This window comes from Pseudomonas sp. FG29, assembly GCF_057809355.1.
Genome location: NZ_JBMDJU010000024.1, coordinates 1 through 15384, shown reverse-complemented (window position 1 = coordinate 15384; position 15384 = coordinate 1). Strand labels below are relative to the sequence as shown.

The 15384-nt window shown below is 63.8% G+C and carries 12 protein-coding genes and 1 pseudogene; 10 read left to right on the top strand and 3 right to left on the bottom strand.

All coding sequences use genetic code 11. The features are described from left to right. The first annotated feature begins 187 nt into the window (after window positions 1-187). From ACODS1_RS19935 to ACODS1_RS19920, 4 genes are read left to right on the top strand one after another with little or no spacing between them, the layout of a single operon-like run. Window positions 188-655: a MarR family winged helix-turn-helix transcriptional regulator gene (locus tag ACODS1_RS19935; protein ID WP_322978483.1), complete on the top strand. Its 468-nt coding sequence runs from the start codon at window positions 188-190 to the stop codon at window positions 653-655. Beyond that, on the top strand, window positions 655-2100 hold the full coding sequence (locus ACODS1_RS19930; RefSeq protein ID WP_489087025.1) for an efflux transporter outer membrane subunit: 1446 nt from the start codon (window positions 655-657) through the stop codon (window positions 2098-2100). The genes ACODS1_RS19935 and ACODS1_RS19930 overlap by 1 nt, the downstream gene beginning before the upstream one ends. 9 nt (window positions 2101-2109) lie before the next feature. After that, complete coding sequence (locus tag ACODS1_RS19925; RefSeq protein WP_489087024.1) at window positions 2110-3297, top strand: EmrA/EmrK family multidrug efflux transporter periplasmic adaptor subunit; 1188 nt, start codon at window positions 2110-2112, stop codon at window positions 3295-3297. A gap of 1 nt (window position 3298) precedes the next feature. Beyond that, window positions 3299-4825 (top strand): DHA2 family efflux MFS transporter permease subunit, encoded by a 1527-nt coding sequence (locus tag ACODS1_RS19920; RefSeq protein ID WP_322978480.1) that lies wholly within the window; start codon window positions 3299-3301, stop codon window positions 4823-4825. Between the two features lie 114 nt (window positions 4826-4939). Here ACODS1_RS19920 and ACODS1_RS19915 read toward each other — a convergent pair whose 3' ends face one another. Together ACODS1_RS19915 and ACODS1_RS19910 are read right to left on the bottom strand one after the other, a co-directional pair. Then, the gene (locus ACODS1_RS19915; RefSeq protein WP_489087023.1) at window positions 4940-5875 is read right to left on the bottom strand and encodes a hydroxymethylglutaryl-CoA lyase; all 936 of its coding nucleotides are present in this window, start codon (window positions 5873-5875) and stop codon (window positions 4940-4942) included. 145 nt (window positions 5876-6020) lie between these two features. Further along, window positions 6021-7223, bottom strand: coding sequence for a CaiB/BaiF CoA transferase family protein (locus ACODS1_RS19910; protein WP_489087022.1), 1203 nt, complete (start codon window positions 7221-7223; stop codon window positions 6021-6023). 167 nt (window positions 7224-7390) lie between these two features. On the opposite strand from ACODS1_RS19910, the gene ACODS1_RS19905 reads away from it, so the two are divergent. The 6 genes and pseudogenes from ACODS1_RS19905 (at window position 7391) to ACODS1_RS19880 (ending at window position 14413) form a co-directional block, all read left to right on the top strand. Beyond that, a complete protein-coding gene (locus ACODS1_RS19905; protein ID WP_489087021.1) occupies window positions 7391-8311 on the top strand; it encodes a LysR family transcriptional regulator in 921 nt (306 codons plus the stop codon). A 118-nt stretch (window positions 8312-8429) separates the two neighbouring features. Continuing rightward, window positions 8430-9449 (top strand): TRAP transporter substrate-binding protein, encoded by a 1020-nt coding sequence (locus ACODS1_RS19900; RefSeq protein ID WP_489087020.1) that lies wholly within the window; start codon window positions 8430-8432, stop codon window positions 9447-9449. Window positions 9450-9692: 243 nt separating this feature from the next. After that, the gene (acs, locus tag ACODS1_RS19895) at window positions 9693-11654 is read left to right on the top strand and encodes an acetate--CoA ligase (RefSeq protein WP_322978475.1); all 1962 of its coding nucleotides are present in this window, start codon (window positions 9693-9695) and stop codon (window positions 11652-11654) included. Window positions 11655-11950: 296 nt separating this feature from the next. After that, window positions 11951-12727 (top strand): annotated as a pseudogene (locus ACODS1_RS19890) (CHASE3 domain-containing protein); the annotation flags it as partial. Continuing rightward, window positions 12719-13582, top strand: coding sequence for a methyl-accepting chemotaxis protein (locus ACODS1_RS19885; RefSeq protein WP_489087055.1), 864 nt, complete (start codon window positions 12719-12721; stop codon window positions 13580-13582). The pseudogene ACODS1_RS19890 and the gene ACODS1_RS19885, both read left to right, overlap by 9 nt. Window positions 13583-13633: 51 nt before the next feature. Next, entirely contained in the window at window positions 13634-14413 is a 780-nt protein-coding gene (locus ACODS1_RS19880) for an EAL domain-containing protein (protein WP_322978473.1), read from the top strand. A gap of 55 nt (window positions 14414-14468) precedes the next feature. Here the strand turns inward: ACODS1_RS19880 and ACODS1_RS19875 are convergent, their stop codons facing one another. After that, entirely contained in the window at window positions 14469-15146 is a 678-nt protein-coding gene (locus ACODS1_RS19875; RefSeq protein WP_489087019.1) for a DUF4197 domain-containing protein, read from the bottom strand. Window positions 15147-15384 lie beyond the last annotated feature (238 nt).

The following is a 15384-nucleotide window of genomic DNA, read 5'->3' as shown; positions in this document are numbered from 1 at the left end:
CCCGTCACACCTGTGCATCCAGAGGGCGCGCACTGAACTCGTCCAGCTTCCGAGAGTCAGTCTCTTGTCCCCTGGATATTTCTAAATATGTCAGGCATCGATGTCGAATATTACCAACTGTGATTGGGCATATCTCTGCCTAGGCAGTATTGTGCCTGGCAATCACTGCCTGGGCAGGTAATAGCCAATGCCACATTTCGATCGTGAACGTTTCTCGCTGCAGCATTCTCCCGGGCACCTGATCGCCCTGATCAACCAGCTCAAGGATCGAATGATCGAGCGTCACCTGGTGGATCACCAGGTCACCGCCGCGCAATTCAAGGTGGTGCTGCTGGTCAGCCAGCAGCGCGCCAGCACCCCGGCCGAGCTGGTGCGCCTGCTCAATCTCGACAGTGGGGCCATGACCCGCATGCTCGATCGCCTGGAGCAGAAGGGCCTGCTGACCCGTGAGCGCAGCCAGGCAGACCGCCGCCAGGTGTACCTGCGCCTGACCGAGGCCGGCGAGGCACTCGGCGTACAGGTGCCGCAGATCGCGGCGGACGCCACCAATGAGCTGACCGGCTGCCTGACACGCGCCGAACTCGATGAATTCCAACGCCTGATGAAAAAGATGCTGATGGCTGCCGATGCCTTGCCGCAGCAGCCAGGAGAATGATGAACACCATGCCGTTGCGTACCCCCTTGTCCCTGCTTTTCAGCGCGCTGTTGCTGGCCGCCTGTGCTTCCCCTCATGGTCTGCACACTCAGGGGCAGGCCCTGGATGCTGCGAGCCTTCAGGGGCCGACCTTCAGTGGCAAGCTGTCGCCAGCGGCCTGGCCGGCCAGTGACTGGTGGAATCGCCTGGGCGATCCACAGCTCGATGCACTGATCGATGAGGCTCTGCGCAGCAACCCGGATCTGCAGGTTGCCGATGCCCGTGCCCGCCAGGCCAATGCCGCCGTGCTGGCGGCCGATGCCCAGCGCCAGCCGACCCTGACTGGCAATGCCGGGGTGACCCGTTCCCGCTTGGCGCGGGTCGACGACCCCACCGGGCAGGGCGATCGCTACAGCACCTTGCGCAGTCTGTCCCTGGACGGGAGCTACCACTTCGATCTGTGGGGCGGCGAGCGCGCTGCCTGGGAAGCGGCGCTCGGCCGTGCCCGTGCCAGCGAGGTGGATCGCCAGGGCGCACGCCTGACCCTGGCCGCCGAGGTTGCCCGTGCCTACAACGATCTCGGCCTGGCCTATGCCACCCAGGATCTGGCCGAGCAGGATCTCAAGCGCAGCCGTGACATGCTCCAACTGGGCCGCAGCCGGGTCGAAGCCGGCCTCGACAGCGAATACCAGTTGCAGCAGACCCAGAGCCTGGAGGCCGCCGCCGAAGCCAGCCTGACCGCCGCCACCCAGCAGGTGCAGAGTGCACGCATTCGTCTGGCAGTATTGCTCGGTCAGGGCCCGGATCGTGGCGCCAGCTTGCCACGCCCGCAACTGATCGCGCCCAGCGCCGTGAGCCTGCCGGCCAACGTGCCGGCCGAGCTCATCGGCCGGCGTCCCGACCTGGTGGCGGCACGCTGGCGCGTCGAGGCAGCCAGCCGTGACATCGATGCCAGCAAGGCCGACTTCTATCCCAATCTCAACCTGAGCGTGGCCGCTGGCAGCAAGTCGCTGCTCGGCGATGCCATGTTCGGCGGGGCCAGCCGCTTCTTCAGTATCGCGCCGGCGCTGAGCCTGCCGATCTTCGACGGTGGCGCGCGCCGTGCGGCGCTGGCCGGGCGCGATGCCGACTATGACCTGGCCGTGGCGCAGTACAACCAGACGCTGGTGAATGCGCTGGGGGATATCGGTGACGTGATCCAGCGTATCCACTCCCTGCAGCGGCAGATCGAGCAACAGCAACGGGCCCGCGACATCGCCCGCAGCTCCTACGACATCGCCATGCAGCGCTATGCCGATGGCATCGGCAACTACCTCGATGCCCTGAGCGTCGAGCAGCAACTGCTGCAGAGCGAACGCCAACTGGCCAGCCTGCAAGCCGAGCGTATCGACGCTTCGGTGCTGCTGATGCAGGCCCTCGGTGGCGGCTTCGAGGCCGCCACCCCGTCATCCACTTTCGCACGCTGAGCACTCGCCATGACCGACTCTCAAACTACTCCCACCACCGAGAACTCAGGCTCGCGCAAACGTCTGCTGCTGGGCCTGGGCGCCTTTGTCGTGCTGTGTAGCGCGGCGATCTTCGCCTATCAGGAGCTATACGGGCGTTTCTACGAAGAAACCGACGATGCCTATGTCGGCGGTAACCTGGTGCAGATCACCCCGCAGATCACCGGCACCGTCACCCGCATCGCCGTGGACGACGGCGATTACGTCGAAGCTGGCCAGCCGCTGGTCTGGCTCGACCCGGCCGACACCCTGGTGGCCCAGCAGAGTGCCGAGGCCAACCTGGCGCGCACCGTGCGCCAGGTGCGCGGGCTGTACAGCAACGTCGACAGCTACAAGGCCCAGGTGGCATCGCGCAAGATCGATGTGCAACGCGCGCAGGCCGACTACCAGCGCCGGGTGGCGCTGGCCAGCAAGGGGGCGATTTCCCGCGAGGAGCTGGCGCATGCCCGCGATACCCTGAACAGCGCGCAGAGCGCCCTGACGTCTGCCCAGCAGCAACTGGACACCAACCAGGCGCTGGTCGACGACACCGTGATCGCCTCGCACCCGGACGTGAAGAGTGCTGCCGCGCAGTTGCGCCAGGCCTTCCTCAACAACGCCCGTAGCACGCTGGTGGCGCCGGTCAGCGGCTACGTGGCACAGCGTTCGGTGCAGGTCGGCAGCCGCATCCAGCCCGGCGCCGCGCTGATGGCCGTGGTGCCGTTGCATGAGGTGTGGATCGACGCCAACTTCAAGGAAACCCAGCTGCGCGAGATGCGCATTGGCCAGCCAGTGACCGTCGAAGCCGACCTGTACGGCGATGACGTGACCTACCAGGGCCACGTCGAAAGCCTCGGTGTGGGCACCGGTAGCGCCTTTTCGCTGCTGCCAGCGCAGAACGCCAGCGGCAACTGGATCAAGATCGTCCAGCGCCTGCCGGTACGCATCCGCCTGGACGACGAGGCGCTGGAGAAGCATCCGCTGCGTATCGGCCTGTCGACCACGGTGACCGTCGACCTGCATGACCAGAGCGGCGCCCAACTGACCAGCCAGATGCCCAAGCAGGCGCGCTTCAGCACCGCGGTGTACGACGCCTCGCTGGGCGAGGCCGACGCGCTGATCGAGCGCATCATTCACGACAACGGCCCGCAGAACGCCGTTGCGACGAAGCAGGGCTGAGATGAGCGACGCCAATTTCCGCCCGGCCAGCATGCTGCTGGCCACCATCGGCATCTCCCTGGCGACCTTCATGCAGGTGCTCGACACCACCATTGCCAACGTCGCGCTGCCGACCATTTCCGGCAACCTGGGCGTCAGCTCGGAGCAGGGCACCTGGGTGATCACCTCGTTTGCCGTGTGCAACGCCATCGCCTTGCCGCTGACCGGCTGGCTGGCGCGGCGTTTCGGTGAGGTGAAGCTGTTCCTCGCTGCGGTGGTGCTGTTCGTGATCACCTCGTTTTTGTGCGGCATCGCCCGTTCCATGCCCGAACTGGTGGCGTTCCGCGCGCTGCAGGGGCTGGTGGCCGGGCCGCTGTATCCGATGGCGCAGACGCTGCTGCTGGCTATCTTCCCCAGTGCCAAGCGCGGCATGGCCCTGGCGCTGCTGGCGATGGTCACGGTGGTGGCGCCGATCATCGGGCCGATTGCCGGCGGCTGGATCACCGACAGCTATAGCTGGCCGTGGATTTTCTTCATCAACGTGCCCATCGGCATTCTCGCCACCCTGGTGGTCTGGGCGCAGTTACGCAGCCGCCCGGAAGTCACCCAGCACCAGCCCATCGATTACGTCGGGCTGATGCTGCTGGTGCTCGGCGTCGGCGTGCTGCAGGTGGTACTCGACAAGGGCAACGACCTGGACTGGTTCGAGTCCACCTTCATCCAGATCGGCACCGCCATCTCGGTGGTGTCGCTGGTGGCGCTGGTGATCTGGGAGCTGACCGACAAGCACCCGATCATCAACCTGCGCCTGTTCATGTACCGCAACTTCACCTTCGGCACCTTGGCGCTGGTGCTGGGCTACTCCGGCTTCTTCGGCATCAACCTGTTATTGCCGCAGTGGTTGCAGACCCAACTGGGCTACACGCCGATCTGGGCCGGGCTCGCGGCGGCGCCCATCGGCATCCTGCCGCTGTTCCTGTCGCCGCTGGTGGGCAAGTTCGCGCACAAGGTCGACCTGCGCCTGTTGTCCGGTGCTTCGTTCCTGGTGATCGGCGCCTCGTGCTTCATGCGCGCCTCGTTCAACACCGAGGTGGACTACCGGCATATCGCCGAGGTGCAGGTGTTCATGGGGCTGGGCGTGGCGCTGTTCTTCATGCCCACTACCAGCATCCTGCTCTCCAGCCTGCCGCCCAAGGACATCGCCGACGGCTCGGGCCTGGCTACCTTCCTGCGTGTGCTGGGGGGCAGCTTCGCCTCGTCGCTGACCACCTGGATCTGGCATCGCCGGGAGATCTATCACCACGCGCAACTGACCGAGCACGTCACCGCCTATGACCCGGCCACCCAGCATTATCTGGAGCAGCTTGGCGGTGCCTCGCAGTCGGCTTATGCACAGATCGACCGGGTGGTGGAAAGCCAGGCCTACATGCTCTCCACGGTGGACTACTTCACCCTGCTGGGCTGGCTGTTCTTCGGCCTGATCCTGATCATCTGCCTGGCCAAACCGCCGTTCTCGGCCAAGGGCGCGGAGGCGGGGGGCGGGCATTGATCGCGGCTTGCCTGCGATTACGGCGCCGCACTCACGATTCGCCGCGAGGTCGCGGCTCCTACACGACCGCGAGCTGCCTGGCGTCCGTATAGGAGCGCCGCCCCGGCGCGAAAATCAGGTTTCGCCTTCGCTCATCCACTTGGGCTTGGGATAACGACGATCCGCCTTGCCGGCCTTGAGGATGGCGCCGGGTACGTCATGGCCGATCAGCTCGGGTAGGGTGGCGGCTGCTTCGAGCAGGGCATCGAGGTTCACGCCGGTGTCCAGGCCCATGCGCTGGAACATATGCACCAGATCTTCGGTGCAGATATTGCCGCTGGCCCCCGGTGCATAGGGGCAGCCGCCAAGACCACCGAGCGAGGCGTCAAAGCGGTCGATGCCGGCATTCAGCGCCGCCAGGGCATTGGCCAGGCCCATGCCACGGGTGTTGTGAAAGTGCGCGGTGAACACCGCTTCCGGCCAGCGCTGCAGTGACTCGCGGCAGATGCGCTCGACTTGCGCCGGGTCGGCCATGCCGGTGGTGTCGCATAGGGTCACGCCCTGCACGCCGATGGCCAACAGGCGCTCGGTCAGCTCATATACGCGGGCCTCGGGCACCTCCCCCTCGAAGGGGCAGCCGAAGGTGGTCGACAGCGAGGCGTTGATAAATACGCCGCTGCCGCGTGTCACTTCGATGATCTCGGCGAACTGCGCCAACGATTGCTCTGGCGTCATGCGCAGGTTGGCCAGACCGTGGGTGTCGCTGGCGGACATCACCAGGTTGATCTCGTCCACTTCGCACGATAGTGCGCGTTCGCAGCCCTTCACGTTGGGCACCAGCACGGTGTACTCCACGCCCGGCACACGCTGGATGCCGCGCATCACTTCTTCGGCATCGCGCAGGTTGGGGATGGCCTTGGGCGAGGTGAAGGAGGTGACCTCGATCTTCGCCAGGCCGGTTTGGGACAGGCGGTCGATCAGGGCGATCTTGTCTTCAGTGGGTACGAAGGCGGCTTCGATCTGGAAGCCGTCGCGGGTGGCGACGTCCTGGATATAAAGGCTTTTGCTCATGAGGGGAGTCCTGTTGTTCTTGCGGGCCCTAAGAGCGGTGGACAAGCTTCGCGTTGGCTACGCGCCCCGGTCCACCCTACACGGGTCTATGTGTTTCATTTGCGTAGGGTGGATGACGCTTTATCCATCCACCGCTTGCCACGGCTCAGATGATTCCGCGCTCGCGCAAGCCGGTGACCTGCTCAGCACTCAGGCCAAGCCCGGCGAGAATGTCGTCGTTGTGCTCGCCCAGCTGCGGGCCGCCGGTGCCGATGCGGCCCGGTGTGCGGCTGAGTTTGGGCAGTACGCCCGGCACCTTGAGCGGGCCGACGCTGGTCTGCACCTGCTCGATCATCTGCCGCGCCAGGTAGTGCGGATCCTGCACGATGTCGGCGGCGGTGTAGGGGTAGCCGGCCGGCACGCGGGCGCCCTTGAGCGCTTCGATCACTTCATCGCGGCTGCGCTGGACGCTCCATTCGGCAATGGCACCGTCGATCAGTTCGGCATGCTGGCTGCGCCCGTCGTTCTGCGCCAGGCGCGGGTCGTTGCCCAGGTCGTCGCGGCCGATCAGGCTCATCAGGCGTTTGTAGATGCTGTCGCCATTACCGGCGATCAGCACATAGCTGCCGTCCTTGCACGGGTAGGAGTTGGACGGCGTGATGCCGGGCAGGGCGCTGCCGGCCGGCTCGCGGATATAGCCAAAGGCATCGTATTCGGGGATCAGGCTTTCCATCATGGCGAACACCGACTCGTACAGCGCCACATCGATTTCCTGGCCTTCGCCGCTGCGCGCCCGTTCCTGCAGGGCCAGCAGCACGCCGATCACGCCGTATAGAGAGGACAGCGAGTCGCCGATGCTGATGCCCACGCGCACCGGCGCCTGGCCAGGGTAGCCGGAAAGGTGGCGCAGGCCGCCCATGGCTTCGCCGATCACGCCGAAACCAGGCAGGTCGCGGTAGGGGCCGGTCTGCCCGTAGCCGGAGATGCGCAGCATGATCAGCCGCGGGTTGATCGCCTTCAGCGCGTCATACCCCAGGCCCCAGCCTTCCAGCGTGCCGGGGCGGAAGTTCTCCACCAGCACGTCGGCTTCACTCACCAGCTTGCGTACGATGTCCTGGGCTTCGGCCTGTTTCAGGTCGAGGGTCAGCGAGCGCTTGTTGCGCGACTGCACGTGCCACCAGAGCGAGGTGCCGTCCTTGATCTTGCGCCATTTGCGCAGTGGGTCGCCGACGCCCGGCGGCTCGATCTTGATCACGTCGGCGCCGAATTCGCCAAGCAGCTTGCTGGCGAAGGGGCCGGCGATGAGCTGGCCCATCTCGATCACCTTGAGCCCCTGCAGGGCCATGTTGCTGGTGTTGTTTTGAGTCATGGCTGCACCTGATTTGCCTGTGCGTTTCTCGTGGTGCGCAGGATGGCGCAGCGGCGCGGTGCCGACAATTGCCCAATGGCCAAGCTAGGCTTCGCGTATCGCGAAGTGGCATGCTGTAAATCAGCTTCCTGGCAGCATCGCTTCGCCAGGCACGAAATGGAGACCCCATGCGCCGTATCGATTTCGTCACCCTCAAGTTGTTCGTGGCTATCGCCGACGAGCGCAGCCTGACCCGCGCCGCCGAGCGCGAGCACCTGGCGCTGGCGGCGGTGAGCAAGCGCGTCAGTGATCTGGAAAACCAGCTGGGTATCGCGTTGCTCTATCGCCAGCCCAAGGGCGTAGAACTGACTCCGGCCGGCCACGCGCTGCTGCACCACGCGCGCAACATGATGGACAACCTCGAGCAGCTCAACGCCGACCTCAGCGAGTTCAGCGAAGGGGTGAAAGGCCATGTGCGCATCCACGCCAACACCTCGGCGGTGATCGAGTTTCTGCCCGAGGATCTGGCCAGCTTCAGTCGCCTGCACCCGCAGGTGAAGATCGATCTGGAGGAGCGGGTCAGCAGCGAGACCATCCGCGCCGTGCGCGAGGGGCTGACCGATATCGGCATCTTCGCCGGGCATGTGCCGGCCGAGGATCTGCAGGTGTTCACCTACCGCCACGACCAACTGGTGCTGGTCACTCCGCGCGAACATCCCCTGGCCGAACGCGACGGCCTGTTCCTGCGTGAGGCGGTGGGTTTCGATTTCATCGGCCTGCAGCAGGACGCTTCCCTGCACAGCCTGCTGCAGCACTCGGCGCACAGCCAGGGCGTGGCCTTGCGCCTGCGCATCCAGGTACGCAGCTTCGAGGCCATCTGCCGGATGATCCACACCGGTATGGGCGTTGGTGTGTTGCCGGATCTGGCGGTGCGTACCTATTTGCCGGCGCTCGATGTGCGGGTGATCCCGCTGCACGACCCCTGGGCGCGGCGCGAACTCAAGGTGGCGGTGCGCAATCAGGACAACCTTTCGCTGACCGCGAAGCAGATGCTCGATCACCTGCGCAGTAGCTCGTCGACAGAGGCTATTTCAGCGCTGCCTTCGTGAATGCCGAAGGCTCGGTTGTTCAAATGTGAATTTCAGCATGGAGGGCACCGCAGTAGAGTCCGGGGCAATCGACGGCGATCCGCCCTCGACGCTCAGACAAAAACAACAGGAGCTCTCCATGAAGTTCTCATTCGTCCGTCGTGGCCTGGCCGGCGTGCTCGCCGGTTGTGCGCTGCTTGGTGCAGTGTCGGCATACGCAGCCGAGTCGCAGCCGACCGCCCCGATCTTGATCAAGTTTTCCCATATCACCGCCGACAGCACGCCCAAGGGCCAGGGCGCACTGCTGTTCAAGAAGCTGGTGGAGGAGCGCCTGGCCGGCAAGGTCAAGGTCGATGTCTACTCCAACTCCTCGCTGTATGGCGATGGCAAGGAAATGGAAGCGCTGCTGCTCAATGAAGTGCAGATGCTGGCGCCGGCACCGTCCAAGCTGGAGCAATACACCAAGCAACTGCAGCTGTTCGACATGATGTTCCTGTTCGATGACGTGGCCGCCGCGCAGCGCTTCCAGGCCTCAGACAAAGGCAAGGCGCTGCTCAAGTCGATGGAGAGCAAGGGCATCACCGGCCTGGCCTACTGGCTCAATGGCATGCGCCAGTTCACTGCCAACAAGCCGCTGCGTGAGCCGGCCGATGCCCGAGGTCTGAAGTTCCGCGTGCAGCCGTCCGATCTGCAGGCCGCGCAGTACAGCGCCTTGCGCGCCGTACCGCGCAAGATGAGTTTCGCCGAGATCTATCAGGGCCTGCAGACCGGGGTGGTCAACGCCCAGGACAACCCCTGGTCGAACATCTACTCGCAGAAGTACTTCGAGGTGCAGAAGTACATGACCGAGTCCAACCATGCCATCGGCAACTACCTGCTGATCACCAACACCCAGTTCTGGAACGGCCTGCCGGGGGATATCCGCAGCGAGCTGGAACAGATCGTCGACGAGGTGACCGTCGAGGTGAACAAGCAGGCCGAGGCGCTGAACGCCGAAGCCCGTCAGGCGATCCTCGACACCGGCAAGAGCGAGATCATTACTCTGACACCGGAGCAGCGCGCGAAGTGGCGTGACGCCGTGCGCCCGGCCTGGAAGAAGTTCGAGGCCGAGATCGGCGCTGATGTGATCGAGGCCGCCCAGGCCGCGAACCAGCACTAAGCCTGCGGGGGGGCAGATCAGGACGGCGCACATCGCGCCGTTTTGCTCGTTGGCTGAGCGACGCCCCGGTGCGCTCTGCATTTTCGACGTGTTCATGGCGCTGCCGAGTTGGCTCGGCATGCGCCCGGCAGAGCCTCACGACCATGGTCTTAGCCTGGTAAGACCATGGTCGAATGGCCTCACGGAGGGTCGGGGGATACAAAAGGCACCATACAAAAACAACTTCCCCGTCGAGGTGATTCCATGAGTGCTGCGTCCCTTTACCCTGTGCGTCCCGAAGTGGCCGCGCGGACACTGACCGACGAGGCCACCTACAAGGCCATGTACCAACAGTCGGTAGTCAACCCCGAGGGTTTCTGGCGTGAGCAGGGCAAGCGCATCGATTGGGTCAAGCCCTACGACAAGGTCAAGCAGACCTCCTTCGACGACCACCACGTCGACATCAAGTGGTACGCCGACGGCACCCTGAACGTCTCCTACAACTGCCTCGACCGTCACCTGGAAACGCGTGGCGACCAGGTCGCGATCATCTGGGAAGGCGACGATCCTTCCGAGCACCGGGAAATCACTTACCGCGAGCTGCACGAGCAAGTGTGCAAGTTCGCCAACGCCCTGCGCGGCCAGGACATTCACCGCGGCGACGTGGTGACCATCTACATGCCGATGATTCCGGAAGCCGTGGTGGCCATGCTGGCCTGCGCGCGTATCGGTGCCATCCACTCGGTGGTGTTCGGCGGCTTCTCGCCCGAGGCCCTGGCCGGGCGCATCATCGACTGCAAATCCAAGGTGGTGATCACCGCCGACGAAGGCGTACGCGGTGGCAAGAAGGTGCCGCTGAAAGCCAACGTCGACGACGCGCTGACCAACCCCGAAACCAACAGCGTGCAGAAGATCATCGTGGTCAACCGCACCGGTGGCCAGATCAAGTGGAACCAGCATCGCGACATCTGGTACGAAGACCTGATGAAGGTTGCCGGCAGCGTCTGTGCGCCGAAGGAAATGGGCGCCGAAGAAGCCCTGTTCATCCTCTACACCTCCGGCTCTACCGGTAAGCCGAAAGGCGTGCTGCACACCACCGGCGGCTACCTGGTATACGCCTCGCTGACCCATGAGCGTGTGTTCGACTACCGCCCGGGCGAGGTTTTCTGGTGCACCGCCGACATCGGCTGGGTCACCGGCCATACCTATCTGGTCTACGGCCCGCTGGCCAACGGCGCGACCACCGTGATGTTCGAAGGCGTGCCGAACTATCCGAACGTTTCCCGCGTTGCCAAGATCGTCGACAAGCACAAGGTCAACATCCTTTACACCGCACCGACCGCCATTCGCGCCATGATGGCCGAGGGCAAGGCCGCGGTCGAAGGCGCCGACGGCTCCAGCTTGCGCCTGCTCGGTTCGGTCGGTGAGCCGATCAACCCGGAAGCCTGGCAGTGGTACTACGAGAACGTCGGTCAGAGCCGTTGCCCGATCGTCGACACCTGGTGGCAGACCGAAACCGGTGCCTGCCTGATGACCCCGCTGCCGGGCGCACATGGCCTCAAGCCGGGCTCTGCCGCACGGCCGTTCTTCGGCGTACAGCCGGCGCTGGTGGACAACCTGGGCAACATCATCGATGGGCCGGCCGAAGGCAACCTGGTGATCATCGATTCCTGGCCGGGCCAGGCGCGCACCCTGTTCGGCGACCACGACCGCTTCGTCGATACCTACTTCAAGACCTTCAAGGGCATGTACTTCACCGGTGACGGCGCGCGTCGCGACGAAGACGGCTACTGGTGGATCACCGGGCGCGTCGACGATGTGCTCAACGTTTCCGGCCACCGCATGGGTACCGCCGAGATCGAGAGCGCCATGGTCGCCCACCCGAAAGTCGCCGAGGCGGCGGTGGTCGGTGTGCCGCATGACATCAAGGGACAGGGCATCTACGTCTACGTCACCCTGAACGCTGGCGAGGAGTCCTCCGAGCAACTGCGTCAGGAATTGCGCAACTGGGTACGCAAGGAAATCGGCCCGATCGCCACGCCTGACGTCATCCAGTGGGCACCCGGCCTGCCCAAGACCCGCTCTGGCAAGATCATGCGCCGTATCCTGCGCAAGATCGCCACCGCCGAATACGATGCACTCGGCGACATTTCCACGCTGGCCGATCCTGGCGTGGTGCAGCACCTCATCGACACGCATAAGCAGATGCAAACCGCCTGCGCCTGATCGGCAACGGCACCCGAAAACCCCGCCCGGCCAAAAGCCCGGCGGGGTTTTTCATTCTCGGGTACCCGTATCCCGGATACCGAGCAAGCGCCTGATCCGTTCTCGGCGAAAATTAGTTATACGTAAATAAAATTTTGTACAACTGTTGTATCGATGTGCATAATGGCCGGGTGCCAGATTCCTGGCCGATCCACCGTATTCATTCCGTTCGCATCCCGTCTTACCCCTCTGGGCACTGAAATGGCTCAGGGCGCGATGGTGTGCGCCTGCAACTCACTTTCGACTCAGGGGTGCCCATGTTTGCCAATCTCAGCATGTCGCAGAAGTTGTACAGCGGATTCGGCGTCGTATTGCTGGTCATTCTGCTGCTGGTGCTCAGCACCTGGCGTGGCTTCGATCAGGTCGATGGCGCGGTCAAGCACAACATCCACACTTATAACGTGATCAACGAGTCGGCTGACCTGCTGGCCAGCCTGATCAATATCGAGACCGGCGCGCGGGGCTTCATCATCACCGGGCGCGATCAGTTTCTCGGCCCGTTAGAGAGCGGTGAGAAGGATTTTCAGGCCCATTTCGCCCAGTTGCGCCAACTGACCCGTGACAATGCCGCGCAGCAGCGTCGCCTCTCTGAAATTCAGGCGTTGCACGACCAATGGCTGCGCGAGGACGTCAACAGCAGCCTGGAAATGCGTCGTCAGGTGGTGACCGGTCAGCAGAGTTTCGATGCGTTGATCGAACGTATCGCGGCGGGCGGCGCCAAGGCCAAGGTAGACGGTATGCGGCGTCTCATCGAAGAGATGGAGTCTGAGGAGCGTGCCTTGCTGGAACAACGCACTGCCTCCATGAACGCGGCCAAGTCGCTGTCGCTGACCGTCCTGCTGGTGGGTGGTCTGATCGCCACGTTGCTGGCCATGAGCGTGGCCTTCCTGATGTGGCGCAGCATTTCCGGGCGTCTGCAGCAGGCGGTCGAGATCGCGCGCAAAATCGCCGAAGGCCGGCTCGATTCCACTATCGAGCGGGCTGGCCGCGACGAGATCGGTGTGCTGCTCGATGCCTTCGCCACCATGCAGGAGCGCCTGCGCGAGATGATCGGGCAGATTCGCGCGGGAGCGGGGCAATTGGTGGCTTCGGCGCAGAACATTTCCAGTGCGTCGAGCCAACTGTCGGTTTCCGCCCAGGAGCAGTCACACGCGGCATCGAGCATGGCGGCGACGGTCGAGGAACTGACCGTGAGCATCAACCACGTCGCCGACAACGCCAACGAGGCGCATGAGTTATCCAGCGAGTCGGGGCGCCAGTCAGCCGATGGCGGTGCGGTGATCCAGGAGACGCTGGGCAGCATGCAGCGCATCGCCGATACCGTGCAGGGCGCGGCCACGCAGATCGCCGAACTGGGTCAGCATTCGGATCAGATTTCTTCCATCGTCAACGTGATCAAGGAGATCGCCGACCAGACCAACCTGCTGGCCCTCAACGCGGCCATCGAGGCGGCTCGGGCTGGCGAGCAGGGGCGCGGCTTCGCCGTGGTCGCCGACGAGGTGCGCCTGCTGGCGCAGCGCACGGCCAACTCCACCCAGGAGATCACCGAGATGATCAAGAAGATCCAGACCGGCACACGCAACGCCGTGAGCAACATGGAGGTTGGCGTGCAACAGGTCAACGGTGGCCTGGTGCAGGCCGGCCGGGCAGGCGATGCGATCGTCAGCATCCGTAATGCCTCCGGGCGGGTCGTCGGTGTGGTCGATCAGATCTCCCTGGCGCTGCGCGAACAGACCGTCGCCAGCCAGGACGTGGCACGCAACGTCGAGCGCATCGCGCAGATGTCGCAGGAAAACAGCGAAGCGGTGAGCGATACCTCGCGAACGGCGCACGACCTGCAGCAGTTGGCGGTGTCTCTGGAGAAAAATGTCGCGTTCTTCCGCTTTTGACTAGGCTCACAATAGCCAGTCATCAAGTTTGATCCCGATAAGGAAGTGCAGATGGGTATTGCCAGCCAGAGCATCTTTCCTCAGCCATTCCGGGCTGTGGGATGCGCCGAGTGTCGAAACGCTGAGGCCCTGGGTTTCGACTTCACCATGGCGTTTCAGTTGATCGTCGATATCGAGGAGCGGCGGCCGTTCGCCTATGAGGCTCTGGTGCGAGGCTGCAACGGAGAGTCTGCCGGTGAGGTGTTGGGCTGGGTCAATGACAGCAATCGCTATCGTTTCGACCAGGCCTGCCGGGTCAAGGCCATCGAGCAAGCCGCCACGCTGGGCTTGCTCGATATCCCGGATTGCCTGCTGAGCATCAACTTCCTGCCCAATGCGGTCTATCGCGCCGAAACCTGTATTCGCGCGACGTTGGAGGCAGCCAGACGCTTCGCCTTTCCGCAGGAGCGGTTGATGTTCGAGGTCACCGAGGGCGAGCGTATCCACGATGCCGAGCACCTCAAGCAAATCTTCACCGAGTATGGCCGCCAGGGCTTTACCACGGCCATCGACGACTTCGGCGCCGGCTATTCCGGGCTCAACCTGCTGGCTGAGTTCCAGCCGCACATCCTCAAGCTGGACATGGCCCTGACCCGGGGCATCGACCAGGACGACGTGCGTCAGGCCATCGTTGCCGGCATCGTCCTGGTGGCGCAGCGCCTGGGCATTCGCATCATCGCCGAAGGCATCGAAACCGCTGGCGAGCGCGATGCCTTGCTCGAATTGGGCATCCGCTACATGCAGGGTTTCCTTTTCGCCAGACCGCAGACCGACAGGCTCTGCTTGCCCTGATGCTGCAATGAAAAACGCCCTGATCATCAGGGCGTTTTAGTGTGCGCGTGAGGACTTAGAGCGCGCCGAAGACCTTCTTCGCCAGGCTGGTGGCGGCTGCGGCCGGGTTTTCACGGATGCTGGTTTCCTGCTTGGCGATCATCTCGAACAGGCCGTTGAGTGCCTGCTCGGTGACGTAGCCTTCGGCCGTGGCGTTCTTCGCATCGACCACGCCGAAACTGGCCGCCTGGCTGGCGAAGGCGTTGTACTGCTGGGCCAGACCGACCTTGTCGGTGGCCTGCTTGACGATGGGCAGGAACTTGGCGCGGATCTGCTCGCGGCTGCTCTTGTTCAGGTACTGCGTGGCCGAGTTGTTACCCCCGCTGAGGATGGCCTTGGCATCGGCCACGGTCATCTTCTTCACTGCATCGACCAGCAGTGCCTGGGCCTGCGGTACGGCGGCTTCGGCGGCCTTGTTCATGCTCTCTTCGAGCTGATCGACCTGTGCGCCCATGCCCATCATCTTCATGGTCTTGGCGGCTTTGCCGAGCTTGCCGGGTAGTTCGATGCGCACGTCGGGGTTGTTGCTGAAGCCGCCTGGCGTGCCCAGTTGCTTGACCGCCACCTGCGCGCCCTGGATCAGCGCATCCTTGAGGCCGCCGCTGGCGTCCTGTTGGCTCAGGTCGGAGAGGGACAGGGCGAAGACGTTGGCCGAGAGCAGCAGACCGGCGGCTAGGGTGGTGAGGCGCAGCATGGTGGTGTTCCTTGCATCGGGGGGAATGTTTCGAGCTTAACAGGCTGGTGGGAAATCGGCTGCGTTGGTGCGGCAGGCTTGCAGGGTTCTTTTTGAACGGGTGGGGAAGTTGGGGGGATATTGGACTGGCAGGTTTATGTTTTTGGTGTTCTGGACGCCGCTTCGGTGTGTTCAGAAATTCCGGGTTTCGCCCCCTCGGGCGACTCACTTTTCTTTGAAGTGCGCAAAGAAAAGTAAG

What these genes read in the sequence shown, in the direction of transcription:
- ACODS1_RS19935 (WP_322978483.1), top strand. Translation starts at nt 188, where the DNA reads ATGCCACATTTCGATCGTGAACGTTTCTCGCTGCAGCATTCTCCCGGG.
- ACODS1_RS19930 (WP_489087025.1), top strand. Translation starts at nt 655, where the DNA reads ATGAACACCATGCCGTTGCGTACCCCCTTGTCCCTGCTTTTCAGCGCG.
- ACODS1_RS19925 (WP_489087024.1), top strand. Translation starts at nt 2,110, where the DNA reads ATGACCGACTCTCAAACTACTCCCACCACCGAGAACTCAGGCTCGCGC.
- ACODS1_RS19920 (WP_322978480.1), top strand. Translation starts at nt 3,299, where the DNA reads ATGAGCGACGCCAATTTCCGCCCGGCCAGCATGCTGCTGGCCACCATC.
- ACODS1_RS19915 (WP_489087023.1), bottom strand. Translation starts at nt 5,875, where the DNA reads ATGAGCAAAAGCCTTTATATCCAGGACGTCGCCACCCGCGACGGCTTC.
- ACODS1_RS19910 (WP_489087022.1), bottom strand. Translation starts at nt 7,223, where the DNA reads ATGACTCAAAACAACACCAGCAACATGGCCCTGCAGGGGCTCAAGGTG.
- ACODS1_RS19905 (WP_489087021.1), top strand. Translation starts at nt 7,391, where the DNA reads ATGCGCCGTATCGATTTCGTCACCCTCAAGTTGTTCGTGGCTATCGCC.
- ACODS1_RS19900 (WP_489087020.1), top strand. Translation starts at nt 8,430, where the DNA reads ATGAAGTTCTCATTCGTCCGTCGTGGCCTGGCCGGCGTGCTCGCCGGT.
- acs (WP_322978475.1), top strand. Translation starts at nt 9,693, where the DNA reads ATGAGTGCTGCGTCCCTTTACCCTGTGCGTCCCGAAGTGGCCGCGCGG.
- ACODS1_RS19885 (WP_489087055.1), top strand. Translation starts at nt 12,719, where the DNA reads ATGCAGGAGCGCCTGCGCGAGATGATCGGGCAGATTCGCGCGGGAGCG.
- ACODS1_RS19880 (WP_322978473.1), top strand. Translation starts at nt 13,634, where the DNA reads ATGGGTATTGCCAGCCAGAGCATCTTTCCTCAGCCATTCCGGGCTGTG.
- ACODS1_RS19875 (WP_489087019.1), bottom strand. Translation starts at nt 15,146, where the DNA reads ATGCTGCGCCTCACCACCCTAGCCGCCGGTCTGCTGCTCTCGGCCAAC.